We start from the raw sequence: 26,629 nt of genomic DNA, 5'->3' as shown, positions 1-26,629 counted from the left end.
GTCATGCGAATCGATCTAAATTCTGTAGACCTTTGAATAATCGTGAATATAAGTATCACCATTAGCATTCTGACACGGTGCACATCCGTACGTTGAGGGAAGAAACATCATGAGATTGAAATCCACCCGGCAGGTTCTTTTTGCGAGTGCCGCGCTTCTTGTGCTTTCAGCGCCGGCTTTCGCGCTGGATGGCGGGGATGTGCTGAAGAAGATCAATGCGGCCTATGCTGCCCAGGGCGGCGAGATCGCCGCCGGCTCGGTTGCCGTCAACGGCTCCACTGTGACGCTGAATGACGTGACCTTCAACGCGGCCGCCGATCCGGCCAAGAAGTTTCCGGTCGGCAATGTCACGCTCGAAGGCGTCGAGGAAAACAACGGCGGCTACAAGATCAAGAACGCCCGTTTCGACAATATCGACTACAAGCAGGAAAAAGTGGAGATCAAGGCGAGCGACATCTACATGTCCGGCCTCGTCATTCCCGCCGATGCGACCACGGGCACCGTGGATGCGCTGATGTTCTATGACGAAGCGCATAGCGGTCCGGTTTCCGTTTCCGTCGACGGCAAGCAGGCTTTCTCGCTCGAGGAAAGCACCGCTACGATGTCCGTCAGCGACGACAAGGCCTCGATCGGTTTCGAACTCGACGCCTCCGGCTTCAAGGCTGATCTTAGCGAAGTCACCGACCCGGCTACCAAGGACGCGATCGAGAAGCTCGAACTCAAGGCCCTTTCCGGCGACATGACCATGAGCGGCAGCTGGGAAGTGGCTTCCGGCACCGTCGATGTCGAGGAATACGCCATCGACCTCACCGATGTCGGTCGTCTCAACATGTCGTTCGGCTTCTCCGGCTACACGCTCGCTTTCATCAAGTCGATGCAGGAGACGGTTAAGGCTCAGGCAGCCAACCCGAACAAGGAACAAGCCGACCAAGCGGCAAGCCTTGCCATGCTGGGCCTGATGCAGCAGCTTTCCTTCGTCAATGCCGAGATCAGCTTCGAAGACGCCAGCATCACCAAGCGCGCCATCGATTACGCTGCCAGCCAGCAGGGCATGACGGGCGACCAGCTTGCCCAGACCATCAAGGGCATGGCTCCCATCATGATGGCCTCGCTCAACGTTCCGGAATTGCAGAACATGGTGTCGGCAGCGATCAACACCTATATCGACAACCCGAAGAACTTCTCGATCACCGCAGAGCCGGAAAAGCCGGTTCCGTTCCCGATGATCATGGGCGCTGCGATGGGCGCGCCGAACACCCTGCCGAAAATGCTCGGCGTGACGGTGACGGCAAACGAATAGAACAAAAAAAGCCCCGGTTTAAAACCGGGGCTTTTTTCTACTCAGTGCAACGGGGCCACCGCCGCATCCTGCTTGTCGTGCAGGGCGAAGCGGTCGATCATATGGGCGCTCGCCTCATTGACGCCGATCACCTCGACCCGCTTGCCGGTCTTGCGGAACTTCAGGACCACCTTGTCCAAAGCTCCGACCGCCGAAATATCCCAAAGATGCGCCTCCGTGACATCGATCGTTACCGCCTCCACCTCTTCAGCGAAATCGAAAGCGGCGATGAAGCTCTCCGTCGAGGCGAAGAAAATCTGGCCATCGACGCGGTAGATGCGCTCCCGGCCGTCGGCTGAAAGCTCCGGGCGGACATGGAAAAGCTTTGAGACCTTGCCCGCGAAAAACACGCCGGACAGGAGCACGCCCGCCAGCACACCCTTTGCCAGATCATGAGTCGCCAGCACGGTGCCGACCGTAACCAGCATGACGATGCTGGAGGATGGCGGGTTGCGGCGGAGATCGAGGATCGAGCGCCACGAGAAGGTGCCGATGGACACCATGATCATGACAGCCACCAGAGCCGCCATTGGAATGATGCGCACGAGATCATCAAGCACCAGAATGAGGAACAGCAGGAAAGCGCCCGCCACGAAGGTGGACAGGCGGCCCCTGCCGCCGGAGCGGACATTGATGACGGACTGGCCGATCATGGCGCAGCCGCCCATGCCGCCGATCAGCGCCGACGCGATATTGCTCGTCCCCTGCCCGATGCATTCCTGGCTCTTGTTGCTGCCCGTATCCGTCATGTCATCGACGATCTGGGCCGTCAGCAGCGATTCCAGCAGGCCGACGGCGGCCAGTGCGACGGAATAGGGAAAGATGATCTGCAACGTTTCGAAGGTCAGCGGCACCTGCGGCAGGGCAAAGATCGGCAGAGTTGACGGCAGTTCGCCGAGATCGCCGACCGTGCGGATATCCATGCCTGCGAAAACCGCCACGCAGGTCAAAACGACGATGGCGACGAGCGGTGACGGGATGATTTTCGTGACCAGCGGAAAGAGATAGATGATCGCAAGGCCGGCCGCGATCATGACATAGGTTTCGACCGGTACGCCGATCAGTTCGGGCAATTGCGCCATGAAGATCAGGATCGCCAGTGCATTGACGAAACCGGTCATCACCGAGCGCGAGACGAAGCGCATCACCCGACCAAGTCTCGCAAATCCCGCCGCGATTTGCAGCACGCCCATGAGGATGGTGGCGGCAAAGAGATATTGCAGGCCGTGCTCCTTGACGAGCGTGACCATCAAGACGGCCGTTGCGGCGGTGGCCGCGGAAATCATGCCCGGCCGCCCACCAGTGAAGGCGGAAACACAGGCGATGGCGAAGGAGGCAAACAGCCCCACTTTCGGATCGACGCCGGCTATAACGGAAAAGCCGATGGCTTCGGGAATGAGGGCGAGCGCCACGACGATGCCGGAAAGCACATCGCCGCGAATATTGGAAAACCACTCACGTCTGTAAGTCTGAAATCTGTTCATTTGTTTTTTTCGCAAAGAATGACGCACCGGCCGGAGCCATGTCCGGTAGATTAAAATAAAATGTCGGTGCTTTGCGTTGTCTGGCGGATCGGCGGCCAGAAGAGCCACCCGGGATTTCACCGGGTCCGTGGTGAGTAATCCACCTATAAACGGCAAAAAAGCGGGCGGCAAGTTGCGCGCCCGCTTTTCGATGCCCACGAATAAGGCGTCAGGCCGCTTCGCGCAGACCATACCCCTGCATATCCATATCGCTTAACCGGAACTGCTGGACTAGTTCCTTGAGACGGGTGGTCTCGCCCGCCAGCATGGCGCTGGCGGCATTGTTTTCCTCGACCATGGCGGCGTTCTGCTGCGTGCCCTGATCCAGATGGTTGACAGTGGTGTTGATCTCGGAAAGCCCGAGCGACTGCTCCCTCGTCGCGACGGCGATGGCTTCGATATGGCCGTTGATTGTCTTGACCGAGCCGCCGATGCGCGACAGCGCCGCGCCGGTTTCCCGCACGAAACGCGCACCGTCCTTCACCTCGGTGCTGGAGTTGCGGATCAGCACCTTGATCTCGGCCGCCGCTTTTGCAGAGCGCTGCGCCAGTTCGCGCACTTCCTGGGCCACGACGGCGAAACCGCGTCCCGCCTGACCGGCGCGGGCAGCCTCGACTCCAGCGTTCAGCGCAAGAAGATTAGTCTGGAAGGCGATTTCGTCGATGACGCTGATAATGCTGCCGATCTTGCCGGATGACTGCTCGATCTTTTCCATGGCCATGATGGTGTCGACGACGAGATCGGCCGTGCGGCTGGCATCCTCATCGGCGGAATGGGCGACCGTGCGGGCTTCCACCGCACGCTCCGCCGAAATGCGGATATTCGCGGTCAGCTCATCGAGAGCGGCGGCGGTTTCTTCCAGCGAGGCGGCCTGCTGCTCGGTGCGGCGGGCAAGATCGGCAGCGCTCTGGCTGATCTCCTGGCTGCCGCCGTCGATCGCCACGCTCGATTGCACGACGCCCGACATGGCGGCATCCAGCTGGCGGATAGTGCGGTTGAGATCGTGGCGCAGCGTCTCAAAATCCGGAGCAAACGGCTCGTTCAACTCGAAGGAGAGATCACCGGCGGCGAGGCGGTGCAGCGCTGCCGCAAGGCCGCTTGTCGCCTGCATCAACCGCGCCTGTGCCTCGGCCTCCGCCTCGCGCTGGAACCGCGCCTTTTCGTCTTCGGCCTGTTGCCGGGCCGCAAAAGTCTGGTTCTCCAGTTCAGTCTTGGCGATGGCGGCCTGCCGGAAAATTTCCAGCGCCTGCGCCATGGCGCCAAATTCATCCTTACGGTGCAGGCCGGGAACGGCGAATTCGGTTTCACCGTCGGCGAGGCGACGCATCGCGCCGGTGATCAAAGTCGCGGGGCGGGTTATCGAACGGCCGATGAAATAGACCCCGGCAAAAAGGATCACGACGGTCAGGGCGATGAGGGCGACGACGATCGAAACCGTGGTCTCCGCCGCTTTTTTGTTTTCGAGCGCGCTGGCCTGCCGCTCCTGCCGATAGGCCGAGGAAATATCAGCGACAACGGGAAGCAGCGTATTGTAGGCGGAGGCGACCGTTTCGCGCGCCTTTTGCTCCTCCAGCACGGCCTGCGCATAAAATCGGAAGGCGGCGGTGTAGATCTCCAGAGCATCCATGATGCGCTGGCGTTCCGCACCCGGCCGGTATTCCAGCTTCACCAGCGCCTTGAAGGTTTCCACCTCGGCGGCGTGTTTCGTCGCATAGGTTTCATCGCGCCGCAGGATGAAATCCTTTTCATGCCGACGCATCATCATCATGCTGGCGCGGATTTCGGCATTGGCGACGGTGTCGATGTATTTCTCAATGGAATGCACACCATTGCGCATCGCGCCTTCAAGGCCGTCCGTGGGGGTGAGGCCAAGCTCCTGGTTTTTGGAAACCAGCGCCCTCATGCGTTCGCCATAGGCGGCAACACCCTGCCCCAGCGCATCGAGTTTCATACGGATCTGCGGCGTCGCGCTGCCTTCGAGAGAATTGACGGACTGCCCAACCTTGCCCATCGTCTGGTCGAACTGCGCGACGGAATTCATGTCTCTGGAAAGCAGGAAGTCCCTCTGGTGCAGGCGGCTTTCATGCAGAGCGTCCACCAGTGTCGTCAACACCCCGTCCCTCTGGATCAGCGTGTCTTCGGCGACGCGATAACGCTCCTCCATCTGCCTTTGCCACAGCAGCATGCCCGCGATGACGGCGATGCCGCACAGCGCAGCCAGCGCCAGCATGGACACGCGATGCGCTATTTTGAACGTCGAGACCAGCGAAAACATTCAACCCTCATTTGTGAAATTTCATGGGGCGATGAATGATCGACAAGACTTAAGAAGTTCTCTACCGGATTTGTCAGTTTGATTAAGGTTTTATGACAATCCACAGGTTAGGGAGAAGAAACAGGCGACACTCGCAAGCAAAATTCTCCCGCACCTAATATACCTGTAGCAAAAACAGAGTAGTCAAGAGGCGGGAAAGCGCTGCTTTCCCGCCTCAGTATTCGCTCTCCGCTTTTCTCATCTGACGCCAAGCCGGATAAGGAAAAACGGGAGGTTACGTCGATTGAAACAAATCTGGCTGCAGAGGCTAGACTATGCCACCTCGCTTGCGGAGTTGCGCATCTGCGAAGCGCCTGCTCCGTACCAGTCCACCCGGCGGGTGGCGAACATGGTGGCGGCAATGGCGATGAAGGAAATCACCGCGCCGGCCAGCAGCGCATATTCGTCTTCATTCAGAACCAGATACATGACACCATAGGAAACCGCCAGAACGGTAAACAGCGCCACACCATTCTTACGACTATTGGTTGTGCTTCCGAGATAAAAGGCAATCAGTGCCGCCGTCGATAGCGAGGCCGCGGCATAGGCGATGGTGAAGCCGGTATGCTCCGCGAGCGCCAGCAGCAGCACGTAAAAAACGATCAGCGCGAGCCCGGTCAGCACGTACTGTATCCAGTGCACGCTGCTGCCGCCCCTGAGTTCGACGATGAAGACGGCAAGAAAGACCAGCGAGATGAAGCCTATCGAATATTTCAGCGTGCGTGCGATGATCTGGTAGAACTTCACGGGCTCGACGAGGTTGATCGTCATCAGGCTGTTCGTCAGCGGCAGGCGCGAACCCTCCGCTACCCGGTCAATGCCCCTTGCGAGATAGGGGATTGTCCAATTGGCCGTGAAATCCGAGGCGGTGACGGTCTTTTCCTCCGGCAGGAACAGGCCTTCAAAACCGGGATGCGGCCAGTTGGCCTTTGCCGACAAACGCGTGGTCTGGCCAGCAGGCGCAACGGCAAAGCTGCCGGAACCGTTCAGCGAGAACGCTATATCGAAGTCGAAGCCTTTTGCGAGAAGGTCTCTTTCAATCGATCTGTGCACGCCTGCATCGGATCTGATAGACGGATCCTGACCGGTACGGGGCGCTATTACCGAGATATCACGCATGCCGGGATCGAACGGTAACACCGGACCGCCATCAATCCTGACACCGGCGCTCGACCTTATACCGGTAATGTCCTGTATGCTGAGGACCAAAATGGCGCTGTCCAGACGCGGCGTGCCGGAGAAACGGGCGAGATCCTGAAGGATGCCGGCACCGAAACGGCCATTCAGGACAAGGTTGCCACTATAGACGGGCAGGCTGTAGATCGACAGCCGCTTCTCCTCGGTCTTCAGATCGGCCGCGACATCAAGCGTTTCCGGCATGACCAGCACCCATTCCGTCGTGCGGTCGACGATGCTCTGGCCATTCACCTCGCGGCGGCGATCCACATCGAAAGGCACGGCAAGATAGGGGCCGTTCACCACCTGATCGCCACCCCAGCCGCTGGCGATACGGCCTGAAACGTCCTCCGCACGCGAGGCGCGCTCTTCTGTCAGCGCCCAGACAAGAAGGAGCGGCACGAGCAGAACCATGGATATGAAACCGATCATCAGAAACTTTGCGCCCGGCGACCGCAGGCTGACGGCGAGGCCGTTGCGCGGCGGGGCTGGAGGTATCTGCCCACCCACCGGGGCAAGGTCTTTTTCCGTTTCATGTGCCATTCTGAAATCCTTCTAAATATGATCGCGCCGAAACCGAAAGCGAAGTTCGGCCGGCGCTGTCCCAAGTTTAAAACCCCTGATAGTCTTGCGTTCCCAAAATGGGCGCGAAACTATACTGGGATCGGATTTCGGCTGATTACGCTCGGAATTCCGTTAAACTCGCGGTAAAATTGTGACTTTGCCGAGGTCGTTGCAAAAACAGAAAGGGCCGGCGTTGCAGCCAGCCCCTTTGTTCAAAACCCTTATGGGGCAGATCAGTCTTTCTTGGACGGAACCACGCGCAGCGCCAGCTCGCGAAGCTGTGTCGGCGTTGCCGGCGATGGGGCGTTCATCAGGAGGTCCTGCGCCTGCTGGTTCATCGGGAACAGCGTGATTTCGCGCAGGTTCTTGGCGCCGACCAGCAGCATGACCACACGGTCGATACCGAAAGCACAACCGCCATGCGGAGGCGCACCATACTGGAAGGCGCGGTAGAGGCCGCCGAAGCGCTCTTCCACGTCCGTCTGGCTCAGGCCAACCTTTTCGAAGGCCTTGACCATCAGCTCGGGCGACTGGTTACGGATCGAGCCGGAGGCGATTTCAAAGCCGTTGCAGACGGCGTCATACTGGAACGCCTTGATGGACAGCGGATCCTGGCCCTCCAGCGCTTCCATGCCGCCCTGCGGCATGGAGAAGGGATTGTGGGCGAAGTCGACCTTCTTTTCTTCTTCGTTATATTCGAAGAAGGGGAAGTCGACGATCCAGCACATTTCGAACCGGTCGCGGTCGATCAGGTTCAGCTCGTCGGCGGCGCGGGTGCGCGCCTCGCCGGCGAACTTGTAGAACTTGGCGGGATCACCGGCGACGAAGAAGCAGGCATCGCCCGCTTCCAGGCCGAGCTGCTGGCGTAGCGCCTCGGTGCGTTCCTCGCCGATGTTTTTGGCAAGCGGGCCGGAGCCGCCGATCTTGCCGTCTTCTTCCTTCCAGAAGATGTAACCGAGACCGGGTTGGCCCTGGCTCTGCGCCCAGACGTTCATGCGGTCACAGAAAGCGCGCGAACCGCCGGTCTTGGCCGGGATCGCCCAGACCTGAACCTTGGGGTTGGAAGCGATCATGTTCGCAAAGACCTTGAAGCCCGAACCGTCGAAATGTTCGGTCACGGCTTCCATGACGATCGGGTTGCGCAGGTCCGGCTTGTCGGAACCGTATTTGCGGATCGATTCGTCATAGGGAATGCGTGGCCACTGTTTCGTCACCGGCTTGCCTTCGGCAAACTGTTCGAACACGGCCGTCATCATCGGCTCCATCGTGGTCCAGACATCTTCCTGGGTCACGAAGCTCATTTCGACGTCGAGCTGGTAGAATTCACCCGGCAGACGGTCGGCACGCGGGTCTTCATCGCGGAAGCACGGAGCGATCTGGAAGTAGCGGTCGAAACCGGCCACCATCAGAAGCTGCTTGTACTGCTGCGGCGCCTGCGGCAGCGCGAAGAACTGGCCTTCGTGGATGCGCGAGGGAACGAGGAAGTCGCGTGCGCCTTCCGGCGAGGATGCGGTGAGGATCGGCGTCGTATATTCGGCAAAGCCCAGATCGCCCATGCCCTTGCGCATGGAAGAGATGATCTGCGTGCGGCGAACGATGTTCTTGTGCAGCGTCTCGCGGCGCAGGTCGAGGAAGCGATACTTCAGGCGAACGTCTTCAGGATATTCCGGCTCACCGAACACCGGCAGCGGCAATTCCTTGGCAACACCGAGAACTTCGATTTCCTGCGCGTAAAGCTCGATCTCGCCGGTCGCCATGCCCTTGTTGATGGTGTCTTCCGAACGGGCCTTGACGAGGCCGTCTATGCGGATCACCCATTCGCCGCGCACCGTCTCGGCAACCTTGAAGGCCGGGCTATCAGGATCGGCCACCACCTGGGTGATGCCGTAGTGGTCGCGAAGGTCGATGAAGAGAACGCCGCCATGATCTCGCACGCGGTGAACCCAACCGGAAAGGCGAACGGTTTCGCCGACGTCGGACTTGCGGAGAGCGGCACAGGTGTGGCTGCGGTAACGATGCATTTTTATATCCTGGAACGTGTCGTGGGCCAGATCAGCCACACTGTCGAATTTGGCCGGAAAAACGCATGACCAGCCTGATTTGTCAAGGCAAAGCGCAAGATTGTCGCCTCCTGACTGTCCTTTCCCCCGGCTTGGCTTTAGATAGTGCTTATTCAGCCTGCCAAACCGAGTCGGCCCGCAATGAGCCAGATCAGACCCCTTATCCCGCTTCTCGTCACCGCCGGCATTCTGATCGGCGGCAATGGCCTGCAGGGAACCTATATCGCGCTGCGCGGCCTTTCCGAAGGGTTCTCGGCCAGCACCATCGGCCTCATCAGCGCCGCCTATAGCATCGGCTTTGCGCTCGGCTGCATTTCGGTGACGCGGCTGCTGCGCAAGATCGGCCATATCCGCACTTTCGCCACCATGGCGGCAGTGGCGTCGGCAGCGTCGATCGCCATGCCGCTCATCATCCATCCCGTGTTCTGGATGTTGATGCGTTTTGTCATCGGCATTGCGGTCGCCTGTCTTTTCGCCGCAATTGAAAGCTGGATCAATGCGCAGGTGACGAATTCCAACCGGGCGCGCACGCTGTCCATCTATCGTTTCGTCGATCTCGGCTCTGTCACGCTTGCCCAATATATCATCCCGGTCGTGGGGATAGCGGGGCCGGTGGTGTTTTCGCTGATCGCCATGGCGCTCTCGCTGTCTCTGGTGCCGATTTCGCTTGCCGATAAATCCAACCCCGCGCCGCCGAAACAGATACCGTTCAATCTTTTCGCCGTCTGGCGCATCTCGCCGCTTGCCGTTGTCGGCTGCGTCGCCGTCGGCCTCAGCATGGCGGCGTTCCGTAATATCGGCCCGATTTACGCCGAGCAGATCGGCCTTTCGGTGACGGCCATCGCCACCTTCATGAGCGCCGGCATCATCGGCGGCGTGGTGCTGCAATATCCGCTCGGCGTTTATTCCGACCGTTACGATCGGCGCATCATCATTCTCGCCACCACTGCCGGCTCTGTCATCGTCGGCCTGTTTCTCGCCTTCTTCGCCGGCACCGACGAGTGGAGCAACATCATCGGCGTCTTTGTTTTCGGCGCATTCGCCCTGCCGCTCTATTCACTGAGTTCAGCGCACGGCAACGACCATGCCAAGGAAGGCGAACATGCGATGGTGTCTGCCGGATTGCTGTTCTTCTGGTCGGTGGGCGCGACCGTCGGGCCGCTGCTCGCTTCCGTTCTGATCGACCAGTTCGGGCCGAAGGCGCTGTTCAGCTATACGGCGGCGATCCAGATCGTTTTCATCGCCTATACCATATACAGGCTGCGGGTGCGCGAGGGTGTGCCCGTGGAGGACAGAAACTGGCGGTTCCGTTCGCTTTTGCGCACATCCGCATATTTTCAGAAGCTCGCCGCCCCGCCACCGCCCAAAAACGACGGGCCGGGGCCTGATCAACCCGAGAAAAACGATCCTTGAGCCTTCAAAGGCGGGCTTTGTATTGACATGCGCCCGGCAAAGGGAAAGTAAGACGGATAATTTTCACGAGTGGCCATTTGCAATGATTGAAACGACTGCCGCCCTCGCCGAAGCCTGCACGGAACTGGCGAAATCGGAATTCATCACCATCGACACCGAGTTCCTGCGGGAAACGACCTTCTGGCCGGAACTCTGCCTCGTGCAGATGGCAAGCCCGACGCTTGAAGTGCTGGTCGATCCGCTCGCCAAGGGCATCGACCTTCAGCCGCTTTTCGAGCTGATGGCCAATCCAAATGTCGTGAAGGTTTTCCACGCCGCACGGCAGGATATCGAAATCATCTACCATCTCGGCGGGCTCATTCCCCACCCGATCTTCGACACGCAGGTTGCCGCCATGGTCTGTGGTTTCGGCGATTCGATCTCCTACGACCAGCTGGTGCAGAGGATCAAGAACGTCCAGATCGACAAGTCCTCGCGTTTCACCGACTGGAGCCGCCGTCCGCTGACCGAAAAGCAGCTGGACTACGCGCTGGCCGACGTGACGCATCTGCGCGATGCCTATCTGGCGCTGAAGTCGCAGCTGGAGCGCGAAGGCCGTTCGCTGTGGCTCACCGAAGAAATGGACATTCTGGAATCGCGCGACACCTATGACATGCATCCCGACGATGCGTGGCTGCGGCTGAAATCGCGCCTGCGCAAGCCGACGGAACTTGCCATCCTTAAATTCGTCGCCGCCTGGCGCGAGCGGGAGGCGCGGTCGCGCAACGTGCCGCGTTCGCGCGTGCTGAAGGACGACGCGATTTTCGAAATCGCCCAGCAGCAGCCGAAGGACACAGAGGCGCTGTCGCGGCTTCGCACCATCCCCAAGGGCTGGGAACGCTCCTCTTCCGGCACGGCCATCATCGAAACCGTGAATGCGGCTCTGGCGCTCCCGAAAGAGGAAATGCCGAAGGCGCCGCGTCACAGCCATGCGCCGGAAGGCTCCGGTGCTGCCGTGGAGCTGCTGAAGGTTCTTCTGAAGCTGACGGCGGACAAGCATGGCGTCGCCGCCAAGGTCATCGCCAACAGCGACGATCTGGACAAGATCGCCTCCGAGGGCGAGGAAGCCACCGTTGCGGCACTGACCGGCTGGCGGCGCGACCTTTTCGGCGATGTGGCGCTGAAGCTCATCAATGGCGAAGTTGCCCTGCGTTTCGCCGGCAAGAAGGTCGAGGCGGTTGAGGTTAAGGTTGAGGTGAGCGGGGAGTAATCCCCCGCTTTTCACCCCAATTTTGCCCGCATCGCGTTTCATCTCTGTGCACATCATTGCGCTTTGAGGGTCTTGTCATGAAACCTGCCCGCACCCTGCTGCTGGCCGCCCTTCTGGCGGTCGCAGGTAATCTCCCCGTCCCTGCCCCTTTTCCCGTGCGCGCCGATGACGGCAAGGTCGATCTTCAGGGCGAATGGACGACCGACTGCCTGAAGATCGGCAAGAACGACCGGCACGGCATCGTGACCCGCATCACCATTCGCGGCGGCAGCATGCACGCCGTCTCTCAGATTTATGCCCGCAATGGCTGCCAGCAGCCCACGGTGCAGGTGCGTTACGAAGGCACGCTCGATGGCGGGCTGAAAGACCGTGACAGCCTGCTCTTTGCCCACACCGTCACCGCGATCACCATGACCCCGAACGATACCGAGGTCGTTGCGCACTATAATGGCGACCCGAAGGGAACCGGCTGCGGTTTGAGCGGCTGGAAGGAGAATATCCCCTTCGATGTCGATGGGCGGACCTGCGCGGCCATTACCTTTGCCCGCAAGGGCGAAACGCTGTTCGACCGCGCCTGGATCGACGGCAACCGGCTGCGATTCGCCGCCTTTCCGGTGAAATGGTCGAACCGCTCGTCGGATGACCGGCCGCAATCCCCGCTTGAAACGGTCTATTACAGAACATCATATTAGACGTAATGCCGCCTGAGCACCCGTTTTGCGGCAACAGGGCAACAACCTTTCCAATCCTTCATGTGACCTTACCGAAAGGTCACTTTTTGCAGCGCATTTTCCACATTAATGTCGCATATGACCGCAACAGAAGCTTCGCCGGCGGGAGCGGCCAGTTCTTCCTTCCCGAGGCCAAGCCTTCCCTTCCCGAGACCCAAGAACCGACATGAGAAAATTGCTGCCCATTCTGGATTACGTGGTGCTCTTCGTTGCCGTGGCCGGCGCCGGGGTGGCCTACGCCTTTCTGGAATATGGCGGCGGGGCATTGATCGGCGCTACCTATGCGCTGTTTGCCTGCGCGCCCATTCTCGCTTTTGAGCGCGGGTACATCATGCCTGGCCTCTCCCGGCAGGTCAGCGCATTGCCGACACCGGTCTATATAGCCGTAGGTCTGATCATCTATGCCGTTCTCGTTTTCTGCGGCTTCGGGCTTGGCGGCACCATCCTGTGGCTGAGCGGGATATTTCCCGGCACCTGGAAACGGGCGGTGCATGCCGAGGTTCAGACGCTCGTCTTCACCCTCATCGTCTGCGGCATCATCGTTTTCATCATGCGCGTGCGCGAACTGCTCGGCCGCGACATCTTCATCGACCTCATTCTCGGGCGCTATCGCCGGCCGGTCAGCGAAGACCGCGTCTTCATCTTCATCGATCTCGTCGGCTCCACTTCCTTCGCCGAAACCAATGGCGACCTGAAGGCCCAGGAATTCCTCGGCGAAATCTTCGCGAGCTATGCCGCACCTGTCAGGAAACATGGCGGCGTCATCGATGATTATATTGGCGACGCCGCCATCATCACCTGGCCCTATCACATGGCGATCAGGCGGGCGGCCTGCGTGCGCTGTGTCTTCGACATTCTGGCGACCATCGAGGAAAAACGCGACATGTGGATTTCCCGATTCGGCGAAGTGCCGCGCCTGCGCTTCGCCATCCATGGCGGGCCGGTCATAACAGCGGAAATCGGCGTGGATCACCACAAGATCACCTATTTCGGCGACACGGTGAACACCACCTCGCGTCTCGAATCACTCAGCAAGATGCTCGGCCACCCGGTGCTGATTTCCGCCGACCTTGCCCATCAGCTGGTGCTTCCAAAGGGTGTGCGCAGCGAATATCTCGGTGAACATGCGGTCAAGGGCCGTGGCCAGACACTGGGTGTATGCACGCTCAGCCAATATCAGGCCCCTGCCGCCTAAGGGCAATTGGTTGGAAGAAGCCGTGCCATTCTGTTTAGATGCAGCAGCCGTAATCAAAATTCATCAAAGCTTCAAACGACGATCACCTCTCTGTCATGCGACGACCCTATCGCCTCAATCCTGTCTTCAACAGGTATCGAGGGGTCTTATCCATGAAGCACATTCTTTTCGCATCCTGCGCAGTTCTCGCGCTCGCCACTGCATCTCACGCCGCTGAGAAGGAGTTTCCGGCAAAGCTGGTCTCTCACGCCATTCTGCCGGCCAACACCATCATCGCAGCGCCTGCCGATGCGCCGGAGTATCTCAAGACCTCCGCCAAGTTCACGACGGCCGACCGCAAGCGCGCCGAGGGTCTCGGCACCGTGCCCGGCAAGGACGGCGTTCGCCCGACCGGTCTTTCCATGCCGTTCAACGGCCAGCCGATGCAGGGCTTTTCCGGCATCAAGGCCATGGCCGATGGCAGCTTCTGGAGCCTTTCCGACAACGGTTTCGGTTCCAAGCTGAATTCCAGCGACGCCATGCTGATGCTTCACCATCTGAAGTTCGACTGGGACGCCGGCAAGGTCAACGCGCTTGAAACCGTGTTCCTCTCCGACCCGGACATGAAGGCGCCGTTCCCGATCGTTCTGGAAGGCACCGCGAAGCGTTACCTGACGGGCGCCGATTTCGACGTCGAATCCATTCAGCCGGTTGCCGACGGTTTCTGGGTGGGCGAGGAATTCGGTCCTTACATCCTGAAATTCACCCGTGAAGGCAAGCTGACCGACGTCATCGCCACCAAGGCCGGCGACATCGAGGTGAAGTCTCCCGATCACCCGACTCTCGCCCTGCCCGGCAACCCGACGCAGAAAATGCCTGCCTTCAATCTGAAGCGCTCCGGCGGTTATGAGGGCATGGCGCTCTCCAAGGACGGTTCGAAGCTCTACGGTCTGCTGGAAGGCCCGCTCTACACTGCCGATGGCCAGGTCGAGAAAACCGAAGACGGTTCGACCGGCTTGCGGATCATCGAACTCGACACCGCCAAGAAAGAGTGGACCGGCCGCACCTGGCTTTATCCGCTGGCGGAAGGCGGCGAGGCGATCGGCGACTTCAACATGCTGGACGACGCGACCGCCCTCGTCATCGAGCGCGACAATGGTGCCGGCACCGCCGACAAGGCCTGCGCCGACCCGAAGGCTCCAGCTGCGGATTGTTTTGCCCGGGCTTCCAAGGTCAAGCGTATCTACAAGATCGAATTCAACGACGCCAATGTCGGCAAGGCCGCCCGCAAGATCGGCTATATCGATCTTCTGAAGATCTCCGATCCTGACAACAAGAAGCGTCAGGGCGGCGGCAACGGTTTCTACGACATGCCGTTCGTGACCATTGAGAATGTCGATCGCGTCGACGCCACGCATATCATCGTCGGCAACGACAACAACCTGCCCTTCTCGGCCGGCCGTGCGCTGGACAAGGCGGACGATAACGAATTCGTCCTGCTGGAAGTCAAGGACCTGCTCGACGCCAAGTAAGAAAAACGGTGCCGGAATTCGTTTCCGGCACCGCCCGCGCTCCGGCGCATATTCAACAGGGCGGAGCGTCCTTGCAGCCTCCAGAAAAGGCGCGGCGCTCCGCTTTTTTCTATTCATGCCTGACCCGGAACCCGGCTCCGAAACGGGAAAGACCCCCTTCATGCAGGATCATGCCGAACGACTTTATTACGCGCTGAGGAAAAGCTGGTCGGGCGAGACCAGCAGCCTGTGGTCGCGGGAAAACCCCGCCCGGGGACAGGGCAGCGTCACCGCGCTGGTAGTTCAGGATATTTTCGGCGGCGAGATCGCCAAAACGGCCGTCAGCGGCGCCGACCATTTCTACAATATCGTCGATGACATTCGCTGGGATTTCACCTTCGCCCAGTTTGATATCCCCGTCGGTTATCAGGACAGGCCTGCCACCCGCACCGAAGCGATGACAAAGATCACGCCACTACAATATGCCTATCTCAGCGCCTGCATCAGGAAGGCGCTGGGGCACGGTTAATCCACTTAAAAATGTATTGATCCCGGCTTTTCCCGCAATGCGGACACAATCCATGAGATATGATCGGGCAGCGAAACGAGGCGCGCCAAGAGGAGAAATGCCCCGTGAATGACAGCTGCCCCATCCTGACACCTGCCGAACAGCAAGCTCAGGATATATTTGAACAAACAGAAGAAGCGATGATGGCTGCAATTTACGCGGCGCTTGAGCGCGCCAGCACGAAGGCCGCCGAAGAACTCCAGGCCATTGGCTCCGATATTGAGCCTCCCCCCTATGAATATTTTGTCGCTACCGCGCATCAGCAGCTCTTCCTGCGGATATGCGGAGCCGACGGAGAAACATTCGAAGGCGGGGACCCTGAAGTCGCATCCCACATCATCCGGAATGCGCAGAACATATCCGATCATTACTGGAGCAAGAGTCAGGCGAAGACGGATGAAACTCTCGACTGACGGCACATGCCTTCTGCCTGACTTCTGTCTGAAGACAGGGTTTTGCACGACACGAGTGACGCACAGAATTGATCTTTAACAGGAGCAGCCGGCGCAACCGGGCTCCTCTGGAAATCTACCGTCACAAGCCCTTCATCATCTCCGGATAGGCAGGCGCAAATCCGGAGACTGAAATGGATTCGACCGCACAATTCAATCGCCCAAAGATCGCAGAAACCGTTATCCATTCGACAGCGAGCATCAGGGATTCAGGCATCGGCAAATGCTGTGAAATCTTGGCGGATACAATCCTGAACAATGCCGATCTCGGCGACTATTCATATCTGGGACCCCGTTGCATGGTTGGTGATGCGACGATCGGAAAGTTTTGCGCCATTGCCGCGGAGGTCCGGATAGGCGCTCCCAACCATCCGATGGACCGGCCTTCCATGCATCGCTTCAGCTATTGCCCGGAATATTACTCGGCGGATGCCGTTCGTGATAAGGCTTTTTTCGACCGGCGAAAGCAGGACCGCGTCGTTATCGGTAACGATGTCTGGATAGGACACGGAGTTATCGTCTTGCCGGGTGTGAAGGTTGGAGACGGCGCCGTGCTGGCGGCAGGTGCGGTCGTCACCAAGGACGTGCCGCCCTACACCATCGTTGGCGGTGTTCCCGCGAAAGTCATTCGCGAGCGATTTTCCCGATCCATCGCGGAGCAGCTTGCCGCCATCGCGTGGTGGGACTGGCCGTTCGAGACGATCATGGCGCGGCTTGCCGATTTTCAGTCAAGCGATATCGAAGCCTTTTGCGAGCACTGGTCGCCGTCACCAACGCCTGTCACAAAATAAAACTCTTTTTACTCGAACACGAACGCCAGCCGCTTGCCCGTCAGCTTCGCCAGCTGCTGCAAACGCCCGTCCAGACGCTCGCCGGCAAAATCGCAATAGTCGTGCGGCACCACGAATTCCAGATCGAGATCGGGATTGGTGGATTTGCGGAATTTCAGGTGGTCGACAACGCCCGGCATCGAGGCCGAGAACAGATAGACGACACGCAGCAAGCCGCCGAGCAACTTGCCGAGCTCCAGCAGCCGGTCGCCCGCCATGGCGGCAAGCGGCTGGGTGGTGCCGTTGTCGTTCAATCCCTCGAAACGGTAATAATTGGCGAGCGCAATATAAGCCCGGCCCGGATGGGTGATCGCGACGAAGGAAGAGTGGGCGATGATGTTGAGCGCCTGCAGGCCGCGATAATCCGGATGGGCGCGCCAGCTGATATCGGCCAGAAGGCAGGCCGCCTGCCGATAACGGCTTTCCTCTTCCGTCTCGTCGATGCCGAAGACAGGAAAGGTACGGCCGCTCCAGTCCGCCAGTTCACGCGCATGTTCCGGTGAGCGGGCGCGCAGAATGGCAAGTTCGTCGGCCGTGACCAGCAGCGGATCGGAATCCCGCTCCGTTTCCGTCAGCAGCGAATAGAGATAACCTTCGCGCACGCCCTGCGCCGAGAAGGCGATCTTTGCCGGCTTCATCACCTTCAGAACCTCGCGCATGGCGATGGCGCCGAAGGGTAGAAGCGAACGGCGGTTCTTGGAAACTGCCTGCCAGGCCGGATCCTTGCTGTCTCTGGAGAGAATAACCTCCTCCAGAAAATTCAGCATTTCCTCCAGCGGCAATTCATAGCCCTGCATCATATGCAGCGGATAACCGGTGATCTCCATGTGCAGCTTGGCGATGTTTCGCCAGGTGCCGCCCACGGCATAAAAGGTGCGCCCCTCGCCCGCCGTCAGCAGCTTGGCGAAGGATTTGACGTGTTTTCTGGCAATGGTCACGGCTTTTTCCAGCGAGCCATCCGATTGCTCGGAAAGCCTCAGACCACCAAGCGGCAGGGTGATGCCCTCGCCGCAGCTCTTGCCTTTGATGTCGATAAGTTCGAGCGAACCGCCGCCCAGGTCACCGGCAATGCCATCCGGATCGTGGAAACCGCTGATGACGCCATAGGCGGAATAAAGCGCTTCCTTTTCGCCTGACAGTACTTCGATCTCGCAACCGAGAATGGCTTCGGCCTCGCGGATGAAATCCGGGCCGTTTTCCGCTTCACGTGCCGCCGCAGTCGCCAGCACGTAAAGCTCCTGCGCCTGCGCCTGCTCGGAAAGCGCATGGAAGCGCCTGAGGGCCATCAGCGCCCGGCTGATGCCTTCCTCATGCATGCGGCCCGTCAGCGCCAGTCCTTTGCCAAGGCCGCAGAGGACCTTTTCGTTGAACAGCACCGCGGGCGCGCGGGAGAGACCTTCATATACGACAAGACGAACGGAGTTCGAACCAATATCTATGACGGAAACGGGGGCAAGGCCGGTCAGCCGCCCCTGTGCTTCTGATCGAGTCATTCAGCCTGTTTCTTGCGGGAAGAAATCAACCCGGCAATCAATTTGGGCGCACTGGATTTCAAGGCTTCACCACGTCCGGAAAGGCTGGGATTGGTCATGAAATAGTGCTGCGCGTTGAACGGTTCTTCGCCTTTACGCACCTCGATGCGCCTCGACGTTCCGTCCGCAAGTATCTCGTAGCTCTGCTGGTTGTCAATGAGATTGCCCAGCATAATCTGTGAAAGAACCTGCTCGTGCACGGTGGGGTTGGTGAGCGGCACCATCGTTTCGACACGGCGATCAAGGTTGCGCGGCATCATGTCAGCCGAGCCGATATAGACCAGCGCCTTGTCGGATGGCAGGCCGAAACCGTTGCCAAAGCAGAAGATTCGGCTGTGTTCGAGGAAGCGTCCAACGATCGATTTGACGCGGATATTCTCCGACAGTCCCGTTACCTGCGGGCGCAGGCAGCAGATGCCGCGTATCACCAGATCGATTTCCACACCCGCCGCACTGGCGCGGTAAAGCGAATCGATGATCTCGGGATCAACCAGCGAATTCATCTTCATCCAGATCGCCGCCGGCGCACCGCGCTTGGCATGCTCGATCTCTTCATTGATGTGCTTCACGATGCGCGAGCGCAGCGTATAGGGCGAAATCGCCACCTTCATGCCCTCTTCCGGCTCACCGTAACCGGTGATGAAGTTGAAGATATTCGCCATGTCATGCGCGATCTTCGGGTTGCAGGTGAAGAAGGAAAGGTCAGTGTAAATCTTGGCCGTGATCGGGTGATAGTTACCGGTGCCCAGGTGGCAATAGGTTCTGAGCTTGCCGTCTTCGCGGCGCACCACCATCGACATCTTGGCATGGGTTTTCAGTTCGATGAAACCGAACACCACCTGCACGCCGGCCCGCTCCAGATCGCGCGCCCAGCGGATATTGGCCTCTTCGTCGAAGCGCGCCTTCAATTCCACCAGCGCTGTGACGGATTTGCCGGCTTCGGCCGCATCGATCAGCGCACGGACGATCGGGCTGTCGTTGGAGGTACGGTAAAGCGTCTGCTTGATGGCGAGAACGTCAGGGTCACGCGCCGCCTGCAGCAGGAACTGCACGACCACGTCGAAGCTTTCATAGGGGTGGTGGACCACCATGTCCTTTTCGCGGATGGCGGCAAGGCAATCACCGGCATGTTCACGCACACGCTCGGGGAACCGGGCGTTGTAAGGCTCGAATTTCAGGTCGTCGCGCGGCGCGCGCACGATTTCCGAAATGGTGTTGAGCGCCAGAAGACCCGGCAGAACGGCGACGCGATTGTCCGGCACGCCAAGCTCGTGCACCACGAACTGGCGTAGCGACTGCGGCATTTCGCTGTCGGTCTCGATGCGGATGACGGAACCGCGACGGCGGCGCTTCAGCGCGCTTTCGAAGAAACGGACCAGATCTTCCGCCTCTTCTTCCACCTCGATATCGCTGTCGCGGATGATGCGGAAGGTGCCGAAGCCTCGGACGGTATAACCGGGATAAAGCCGGTGGATGAACAGGCCGACCACATCTTCAAGTGTGATGTAACGAATGGCGTTCTTGTCATCCGGCAGGCGCACGAAGCGGTCTAGTGCGGGCGGCAGGCGCAGCAGCGCGGTCATCGGCTCGCGGCCGTTGACGCTGTCGAGCTGCAGGCCCATTGAGAAGCCGAGATTGGGGATGAAGGGGAACGGGTGCGCCGGGTCGATCGACAGCGGCGTCAGCACCGGGAAAATACGTTCTTCGAATTCGGTGCCCAGCCAGGTCCGGTCGGCATCGGACAGTGCGGCAGGCCGCACGACGAAGATTTCTTCCTTGGCGAGATATTGCTGCAGAACGGCGAGCGAGGCCTGCTGTTCCATCTGCAGATTGTCGATTTCCTTCAGAATATCTTCCAGCTGCTCGGCGGGCGTCTTGCCATCCGGTGTCCGGACGGTGATCTTCTGGCGAACCTGGCCTTCGAGGCCGGCAACGCGGACCATGAAGAATTCATCGAGGTTGGCGGCCGAGATGGAGAGGAAACGCAGCCGCTCCAAAAGCGGATGATCCGTATTCAACGTCTCTTCGAGAACACGGCGATTGAACTGGAGCCACGAGAATTCACGGTTGATGAAACGGGCGGGGCTGTCCCAGAGGTTCTCGCCCTCGGTCACCGGCTGAACCTTGTCGAAGTTGTCCTGCGCTACTGCGTCCATGCCCTGTTCCATCCCCTGACCTGTTTCCGTCCCGTGATCCTGTTGCATCGCGTGATCGTCCTTCTTGCCCGTATAACAGTTTGACGACGGAACTGTGACAGTCAATCGACGTCCAGCCCGTTGCCCGCCGCTGCGCTGTCCATCGAATTCAGGACTTCCGCCGCCAGCGGGCGGGTTATTCTCGTTCCGCGCGCCAGCGCCAGCCTGTCGATGCGGTCCACAATCGTCTGCGCCGTATCGAGCGAGCGCTCCATTCTATTGACGATGTAACCTATGAGTTTGTCATCCATGTAAAGCTGCCGGTCGGCGAAGAGTTTTACCAGCACCTGCGCCAGCAGCCCCTCGTCCGGCTCGCCCGTCTCCACCACCGTCACGGCCCTCAGGCGCGAACGCAGATCCGGCAGCGTCACCTGCCATGCCGCCGGCCATTGCCGGCTTGTCATCAAAAGCGTCGTGCCGTGCTGGCGCACGCTGTTGATGACATGGAAGAGTTCAGTATCGTCAAAACCGCGCCGATCGGCATCCTCGAAAAGAACAGGTCCGCTCTCGGCCGCGCGGGCAGCATCGCCGCCGGCCTGCGGGTGGATATCCCGCGCCCCGGCGATGTTTTTCCAGATATTGGCGAGATGCGATTTTCCCGAGCCGGGCGGCCCGGCCAGCACGACGACCGGTGCGCGCCAGTTCGGCCATTCATCGACAAGGCTGACGGCGGCCGCAAGCGACGCGGACAAGAGGAGATCGTCCCTGCCGGAGGCGGCCTGGTGTGAGAATGCGAGCGGCAGCTGCTCGGCCTTCGACCGGGCGTTGTCGGTTTTGATTGGGTCAGTCATCTTCAGCCCTGACCATCCACCTTGGCGGAGGACGTTTCCTTTTCTTCCAGGGTAGGATTGGCATCCCAGGGAAGGTTGGCAGCGTGTCCGTGGTAAAGATCGCTTTCAAGATACCGCGACAATGCAAAGCGGACAAGCACACCAACGGCGGCCGCCGCCGGAACTGCGACCAGAAGGCCGACGAAGCCGAACAGTGCGCCGAAGGCGAACAGGGCGAACATCAGCCACACCGGATGCAGACCGACGCTTTTGCCGACAAGTTTCGGCTGTAGAATATTGCCTTCGATGAACTGGCCGGAAAAGAACACGGCGAGTGTCAGAAACACATAGATGTAATCCGGCCAGAACTGCACGATGGCGACACCGACGGCAAGGATGAGGCCGACCATGGAACCGATATAGGGAATGAAGCTGATGAGGCCGGAGAAAAGGCCGATCAGCAGACCGAAATTCAAGCCCACCAGCGACAGGCCAACGGCGTAATAAAAGCCAAGAATGATGCAGAGCGACCCCTGCCCGCGCACGAAACCGGCAATCGTCTTGTCCATGTCGCGAGCGATCTGGCGCACGGTATGCACGTAGTCTCGCGGTATCCAGCTGTCGACCTTGTCGATCATCCGGTCCCAGTCCAGCAGCAGGTAAAAGGCGACGACGGGGGTGACGACCAGCAGCGACACGACATCAACCAGCGATTTGCCGGAATTCCAGATTTGCGTCAGTAGCGTGCCGATGAAACCGGCGCCTTCGGCCAGGAGCTTGGAGAAATTCTCCTTCACGGATTCGATCTGGTTGCTGACCCAGTCAGGCAAAAGGTTGGTATCGGCGCCGGCAATCAGCTGCTGCAAGGACGAGATATATTGCGGGATGCGGGTGATGAATTCCGAGGCCTGGGCGGCAATCAGCGGAATGATGATGATGAGCGACAACGCGAAGATCAGCACGAAAGAAACGAGGATGACGACGGTCGCCATCAGCCGGTTGAGACCGCGACGCTCCAGCCAGTCGGCAACCGGGTCCAGAAAATAGGCAAGCGCCATGCCCGCCACGAAAGGCAGCAGAATGGAGCTGAAAACCATCAGGAAAAGGACAAAGACGGCAAGCACGCCAATCCAGAAAAACACCTGCCGGCGCAGGTTCATACCGCTCACATGGGGTTGCATTCATTCATCCTCTTGTCGCCGTGCCGTCACCGCCCAGGATGGAGATAGGATGCGCATATGCACATGGTCAAGACCGATGCGGCTGCGCTGAGGCCGCGGGAACCTGCACGCTTGGCCATCTTTTTCCCACACAAGCTCCTCCGGCCGGCAAAATCCCGTCTTTCCGGGGTATCGGGCCGCAACGGCAGGTTGACCGGCAGACAATATTAGACAAATATCAAATAATAGTCGGGCAAGCCCGCAACTCTCTGTCATGCCCGAGGGCCGGAGGCACGATGCAAGGCAGCAGTGAAAATGGCATCGCGGAACACAATGCCGGTCTTTTCGATCACCCCGATATTGCCGCGTGGTACGACAACCAGCAGCTTTACCCGGCCGAACGCATCATTCTCGACCAGTTTCGCCATGCCTATGCCGGCAAACGGCTGCTTGATCTCGGGGTCGGCACCGGCCGGACGACGAAACCGCTTCTGCCGCTGGTGGGCGATTATATCGGCATCGACCGTTCGCAACCCATGCTCGCGCTCGCGCGGCGCAATTTTCCGACCGCCACCTTTCTTGACATGGATGTGCGTGCGATCGGCCAATTCGGTGCGGAGCGTTTCGACTGCGTGCTCGGCGCACTCGCGATTTTAAGCGCCTTCGGCCATGAGGACCGGCTTGCCATCATCCATGCCATCAGCAGCATTCTGGCGCCCGGCGGTTATTTCATTTTTTCGTTTCATAACCGGCAATGGAAGCGGGCCGGCGGCATGCCGTTGCACCGGCGATCCTGGCATCCGCGTGACATGGTGAATTCCCTGCATCCGCAAAGCTGGATCAACTATCTGCGGCTGCAACCCGCCACCCGGCAGACGCCGGAATATGCCATTCTGGTGGATCAGGCGCATCGCTGGAGCGGCCTGTTTTATTTCATCGACCTTGCCGCCCAAACCCGCCAGCTGGAAGCGGCGGGCTTCGAAGTTGTTGCCCGTTACGGTGAGAACGGCCGGGCGATCGAGGAAAACTCCGATACGTCCAATGACGGCCTGCTCAATCTTGTCTGTCGCGTTGGTTCGCCGGCATCGTGAGCGTCTCGCGTCGCAAGCCCTGCCAAAGCCGTTAAAAACCGGAGCTTTTGCCACTCAAACCCTTGCATCAGGCCCCGTCCCGTGCGAATGGCGACGCCAAAGGAACCAGCGGAGACGAGAGCCATGAGCCAGTCGGGCAAGAACGGTCTTACCTATAGTGACGCAGGTGTGGATATCGACGCCGGTAATCTAATGGTCGAAAAGATCAAACCGGCGGTGCGCTCGACACGGCGTCCCGGCGCGGATGGCGAAATCGGCGGCTTCGGCGGCCTGTTCGACCTCAAAGCGGCGGGTTTCACCGATCCGGTTCTGGTGGCCGCCAATGACGGCGTCGGCACCAAGCTGAAGATCGCCATCGACGCGGATTATCACGATACGGTCGGCATCGATCTCGTCGCCATGTGCGTCAACGATCTCGTTGTGCAGGGCGCCGAGCCGCTGTTCTTTCTCGATTATTTCGCGACCGGCAAGCTCGATCCGGATCAAGGTGCCGCCATCGTTTCCGGCATCGCCGCCGGTTGTCGCGAATCCGGCTGTGCGCTGATCGGTGGCGAAACCGCTGAGATGCCCGGCATGTATTCCGACGGTGATTATGATCTCGCCGGCTTTGCCGTGGGTGCGGCCGAACGCGGCCAGCTTCTGCCGGCCGGCGATATTGCCGAAGGCGATGTCATTCTCGGACTTTCCTCGTCCGGCGTTCACTCCAACGGCTTCTCGCTGGTGCGCAAGATCGTTTCGGTTTCCGGCCTTGGCTGGGATGCGCCTGCCCCCTTTGCCGAAGGCAAGAAGCTCGGGGAAGCACTGCTGACGCCGACCCGCATCTATGTGAAGCCGCTTCTGAAGGCGATCCGCGAGACCGGCGCTTTGAAGGCTCTGGCGCATATCACCGGCGGCGGTTTCCCGGAGAATATTCCGCGCGTTCTGCCCAAACATCTCGCCGCCGAGATCGATCTCGACGCGATCAAGGTTCCGGCCGTCTTTTCGTGGCTGGCAAAGACCGGCGGCGTCGAGCCCAAGGAAATGCTGCGCACCTTCAATTGCGGCGTCGGCATGATCGTGGTGGTTTCGGCTGAAAATGCCGGCAAGGTCACCGACGCGCTGACGGCGGAAGGCGAGACGGTTTTCCCGCTCGGCCGCATGGTTGCCCGTGAAGAGGGCGCACATGGCACGATCTACAAGGGCGCGCTTAACCTATGATGCGCGCCGCCTTCTCGTCTGGCCGCAAGCGTGTCGTCGTTTTCATCTCCGGCAGCGGCTCCAATATGGTGTCGCTGGCGAAAGCCTGCCAGGCGGCGGATTTTCCGGCTGAAATCGTCTGCGTGATCTCGGACACGGCTTCTGCGGGCGGGCTGGAAAAAGCCCAGGATCTCGGCATTCCGACGCTCGTCTTCGAGCGTAGGACCTATGCCAGCAAGGCCGAGCATGAAGGCGCCATTCTGGCCGCACTTGGCGAAATCGCGCCGGATATCATTTGCCTTGCCGGTTACATGCGGTTGATATCAGGGGATTTCATCGCTCCCTATGAGGGCCGCATCATCAATATCCACCCTTCCCTGTTGCCGCTTTTTCCGGGTCTCAACACCCATCAGCGCGCCATCGACAGCGGCATGAAGATTTCCGGCTGCACCGTGCATTTCGTGACCGAAGGCATGGATGAAGGTCCGACCATTGCTCAGGGCGCTGTTCCGGTCCTTTCCAACGATACGACCGAGACGCTGGCAGCGCGGCTCCTGAACATCGAGCACCAGCTTTACCCACTCGCCCTGCAGCGGCTTGCAGAAGGCAACGTGCGGATGGAAGGCGGCAAAGCCGTCTTCACTGGCAATGAAAGTAAATCCGAGTATTCCAGTCTGATTTCCACTTTTTGATAAAGACATCACTAAAGTACAACGATACTTAAAGTGGTATTCTCCGCAAAATAAACCGATCATTTACCATAATCACCTTTAATGCCCGCAAACGGCCTCGTATTTCAGGCCCTCCGGTCATTGAGGAGCGATTATGCTATTTTCGAGATTTTCCCTGCCGCTTTCGGCACTTTTGCTGATGAGCACCAGCCTGCCGCTCGCCGCCGAACAAAGTGGCATTACCGCCTCGCTGGACGCCGGTGTTCTCAATCTTCGGGCAACGGAAACCGTTCATATCGGCGGCAGCAAGTTAAGCGAACTGGAATGGGAAACGAAAAACGCCATGGCGTTGCGCGGCTCTCTCGGACTTGAGCTTGCACCCGGCTGGCGCGTCAAGGCGGAAGGCCGCGTCGCCTTCGAAGGCGATGGCTACATGACCGACTATGACTGGTATCGACCGTTTTCCCGTGACACCTCCAAGAACAACTGGGCCAGTCGCTCACAGCACGACGACACACGGCTTGACCACTATTTCTCAGGCAGCCTCGAAGTCAATCGCATGCTGCTGGACGATCCGCAGCAATATCTGAGCGCAGGTGTGGGTCTTCGCTATACGGATGTGCAATGGACTGCCAACGGCGGCAGTTTCGTTTACAGCCTCTTCTCGCCAAGGGATGGACGCATCAATTTCGCTGATGGCGAAAAAGTCATTACGTACCGCCAGCAGATACCAGTTTTCTACGGCAATCTGACCGGCGGGCAGAGATTCGGCAACTGGTCACTCAATGCGGGCCTCGAAGGCGGCGCAATGGTGTCTGCAAAGGCAACGGACGACCATTGGCTGCGCGACATGCGCTTTACCGATAAATTCGACGTTGCCGGCATGTTCGGGGTGAAGGCGGGTGTTGCCTATGACCTGACCCAGAATGCTTCAATCTATATAGATGGCGCCTATGAATATACCAGTCTGGGGCGCGGAGACACGCATTATAGCGGCGCAGGCGCCGGAAACCTGACATCGGAAAAGAATGCCGGCGGTGGCGATCTGCAGTCTATTTTCGTAGGCGCTGGTATCAAGGGCCGGTTCTGACATGAACAGGCCTTAGCCGCGGAGAGCATCGCCGCCCTTC

21 protein-coding genes and 1 other annotated feature are annotated in these 26,629 nt (G+C 59.4%); of the genes, 13 read left to right on the top strand and 8 right to left on the bottom strand.

Annotation, left to right across the window (positions count from 1 at the left end; genetic code table 11):
* The first annotated feature begins 109 nt into the window (after nt 1-109).
* Nucleotides 110-1,300 carry a hypothetical protein gene (locus tag DXT96_RS03530; RefSeq protein ID WP_153513534.1) on the top strand — a complete coding sequence of 397 codons (1,191 nt, stop codon included), beginning with the start codon at nt 110-112 and terminating at the stop codon, nt 1,298-1,300.
* Nucleotides 1,301-1,341: 41 nt separating this feature from the next.
* Here DXT96_RS03530 and DXT96_RS03525 read toward each other — a convergent pair whose 3' ends face one another.
* The 4 genes from DXT96_RS03525 to aspS form a co-directional block, all read right to left on the bottom strand.
* Nucleotides 1,342-2,823, bottom strand: a complete 1,482-nt coding sequence (locus DXT96_RS03525; RefSeq protein ID WP_153513533.1) for a SulP family inorganic anion transporter — start codon at nt 2,821-2,823, stop codon at nt 1,342-1,344.
* 74 nt (nt 2,824-2,897) lie between these two features.
* Nucleotides 2,898-2,953: a sequence feature (sul1 is cis-regulatory element that is thought to sense ions involved in sulfur or methionine metabolism; They are found in Alphaproteobacteria), on the bottom strand.
* Between the two features lie 78 nt (nt 2,954-3,031).
* A complete protein-coding gene (locus DXT96_RS03520) occupies nt 3,032-5,137 on the bottom strand; it encodes a HAMP domain-containing methyl-accepting chemotaxis protein (RefSeq protein ID WP_153513532.1) in 2,106 nt (701 codons plus the stop codon).
* A gap of 312 nt (nt 5,138-5,449) precedes the next feature.
* Nucleotides 5,450-6,895, bottom strand: a complete 1,446-nt coding sequence (gene creD, locus DXT96_RS03515; protein ID WP_153513531.1) for a cell envelope integrity protein CreD — start codon at nt 6,893-6,895, stop codon at nt 5,450-5,452.
* Between the two features lie 254 nt (nt 6,896-7,149).
* Nucleotides 7,150-8,937 carry an aspartate--tRNA ligase gene (gene aspS, locus DXT96_RS03510; protein ID WP_153513530.1) on the bottom strand — a complete coding sequence of 596 codons (1,788 nt, stop codon included), beginning with the start codon at nt 8,935-8,937 and terminating at the stop codon, nt 7,150-7,152.
* Between the two features lie 180 nt (nt 8,938-9,117).
* Here aspS and DXT96_RS03505 point away from each other — a divergent pair, with 180 nt between their 5' ends.
* The 8 genes from DXT96_RS03505 (at nt 9,118) to DXT96_RS03470 (ending at nt 16,865) form a co-directional block, all read left to right on the top strand.
* Nucleotides 9,118-10,389, top strand: a complete 1,272-nt coding sequence (locus DXT96_RS03505; protein WP_149897892.1) for an MFS transporter — start codon at nt 9,118-9,120, stop codon at nt 10,387-10,389.
* 82 nt (nt 10,390-10,471) lie between these two features.
* Entirely contained in the window at nt 10,472-11,638 is a 1,167-nt protein-coding gene (rnd, locus tag DXT96_RS03500; protein ID WP_149897893.1) for a ribonuclease D, read from the top strand.
* 77 nt (nt 11,639-11,715) lie between these two features.
* Nucleotides 11,716-12,330, top strand: coding sequence for a hypothetical protein (locus DXT96_RS03495; RefSeq protein ID WP_194287541.1), 615 nt, complete (start codon nt 11,716-11,718; stop codon nt 12,328-12,330).
* A 205-nt stretch (nt 12,331-12,535) separates the two neighbouring features.
* Complete coding sequence (locus DXT96_RS03490) at nt 12,536-13,564, top strand: adenylate/guanylate cyclase domain-containing protein (protein ID WP_149897894.1); 1,029 nt, start codon at nt 12,536-12,538, stop codon at nt 13,562-13,564.
* Between the two features lie 152 nt (nt 13,565-13,716).
* Nucleotides 13,717-15,075 carry an esterase-like activity of phytase family protein gene (locus DXT96_RS03485; protein ID WP_153513529.1) on the top strand — a complete coding sequence of 453 codons (1,359 nt, stop codon included), beginning with the start codon at nt 13,717-13,719 and terminating at the stop codon, nt 15,073-15,075.
* A gap of 160 nt (nt 15,076-15,235) precedes the next feature.
* Entirely contained in the window at nt 15,236-15,583 is a 348-nt protein-coding gene (locus DXT96_RS03480) for a hypothetical protein (protein ID WP_149897896.1), read from the top strand.
* A gap of 104 nt (nt 15,584-15,687) precedes the next feature.
* Nucleotides 15,688-16,035: a hypothetical protein gene (locus DXT96_RS03475; RefSeq protein ID WP_149897897.1), complete on the top strand. Its 348-nt coding sequence runs from the start codon at nt 15,688-15,690 to the stop codon at nt 16,033-16,035.
* A 173-nt stretch (nt 16,036-16,208) separates the two neighbouring features.
* Nucleotides 16,209-16,865 carry a DapH/DapD/GlmU-related protein gene (locus tag DXT96_RS03470; RefSeq protein ID WP_153513527.1) on the top strand — a complete coding sequence of 219 codons (657 nt, stop codon included), beginning with the start codon at nt 16,209-16,211 and terminating at the stop codon, nt 16,863-16,865.
* Nucleotides 16,866-16,873: 8 nt separating this feature from the next.
* Here DXT96_RS03470 and ppx read toward each other — a convergent pair whose 3' ends face one another.
* Genes ppx through DXT96_RS03450 form a run of 4 tightly spaced genes read right to left on the bottom strand, consistent with a single transcriptional unit; the run spans nt 16,874 to nt 22,582 of the window.
* Nucleotides 16,874-18,397: an exopolyphosphatase gene (gene ppx, locus DXT96_RS03465; RefSeq protein WP_153513526.1), complete on the bottom strand. Its 1,524-nt coding sequence runs from the start codon at nt 18,395-18,397 to the stop codon at nt 16,874-16,876.
* On the bottom strand, nt 18,394-20,640 hold the full coding sequence (locus tag DXT96_RS03460) for an RNA degradosome polyphosphate kinase (RefSeq protein ID WP_246670521.1): 2,247 nt from the start codon (nt 20,638-20,640) through the stop codon (nt 18,394-18,396). Before DXT96_RS03460 ends, ppx begins: the two co-directional genes overlap by 4 nt.
* Before the next feature lie 53 nt (nt 20,641-20,693).
* Nucleotides 20,694-21,422, bottom strand: a complete 729-nt coding sequence (hdaA, locus tag DXT96_RS03455; protein WP_153513525.1) for a DnaA regulatory inactivator HdaA — start codon at nt 21,420-21,422, stop codon at nt 20,694-20,696.
* A gap of 2 nt (nt 21,423-21,424) precedes the next feature.
* The gene (locus DXT96_RS03450) at nt 21,425-22,582 is read right to left on the bottom strand and encodes an AI-2E family transporter (RefSeq protein WP_153513524.1); all 1,158 of its coding nucleotides are present in this window, start codon (nt 22,580-22,582) and stop codon (nt 21,425-21,427) included.
* Between the two features lie 275 nt (nt 22,583-22,857).
* On the opposite strand from DXT96_RS03450, the gene DXT96_RS03445 reads away from it, so the two are divergent.
* The 4 genes from DXT96_RS03445 (at nt 22,858) to DXT96_RS03430 (ending at nt 26,589) form a co-directional block, all read left to right on the top strand.
* Entirely contained in the window at nt 22,858-23,652 is a 795-nt protein-coding gene (locus tag DXT96_RS03445; protein WP_153513523.1) for a class I SAM-dependent methyltransferase, read from the top strand.
* Between the two features lie 123 nt (nt 23,653-23,775).
* Nucleotides 23,776-24,849: a phosphoribosylformylglycinamidine cyclo-ligase gene (gene purM, locus DXT96_RS03440; protein WP_149897905.1), complete on the top strand. Its 1,074-nt coding sequence runs from the start codon at nt 23,776-23,778 to the stop codon at nt 24,847-24,849.
* Nucleotides 24,846-25,520, top strand: a complete 675-nt coding sequence (purN, locus tag DXT96_RS03435) for a phosphoribosylglycinamide formyltransferase (protein WP_153513522.1) — start codon at nt 24,846-24,848, stop codon at nt 25,518-25,520. Before purM ends, purN begins: the two co-directional genes overlap by 4 nt.
* A gap of 133 nt (nt 25,521-25,653) precedes the next feature.
* Nucleotides 25,654-26,589: an omptin family outer membrane protease gene (locus tag DXT96_RS03430; protein WP_153513521.1), complete on the top strand. Its 936-nt coding sequence runs from the start codon at nt 25,654-25,656 to the stop codon at nt 26,587-26,589.
* Nucleotides 26,590-26,629: the final 40 nt, after the last annotated feature.

This window comes from Agrobacterium sp. ICMP 6402 (genome assembly GCF_009498615.1).
Taxonomy (GTDB): domain Bacteria; phylum Pseudomonadota; class Alphaproteobacteria; order Rhizobiales; family Rhizobiaceae; genus Agrobacterium; species Agrobacterium burrii.
Note: the sequence above shows the minus strand (reverse complement) of the source record. Positions and strands in the feature narration are given on the sequence as shown.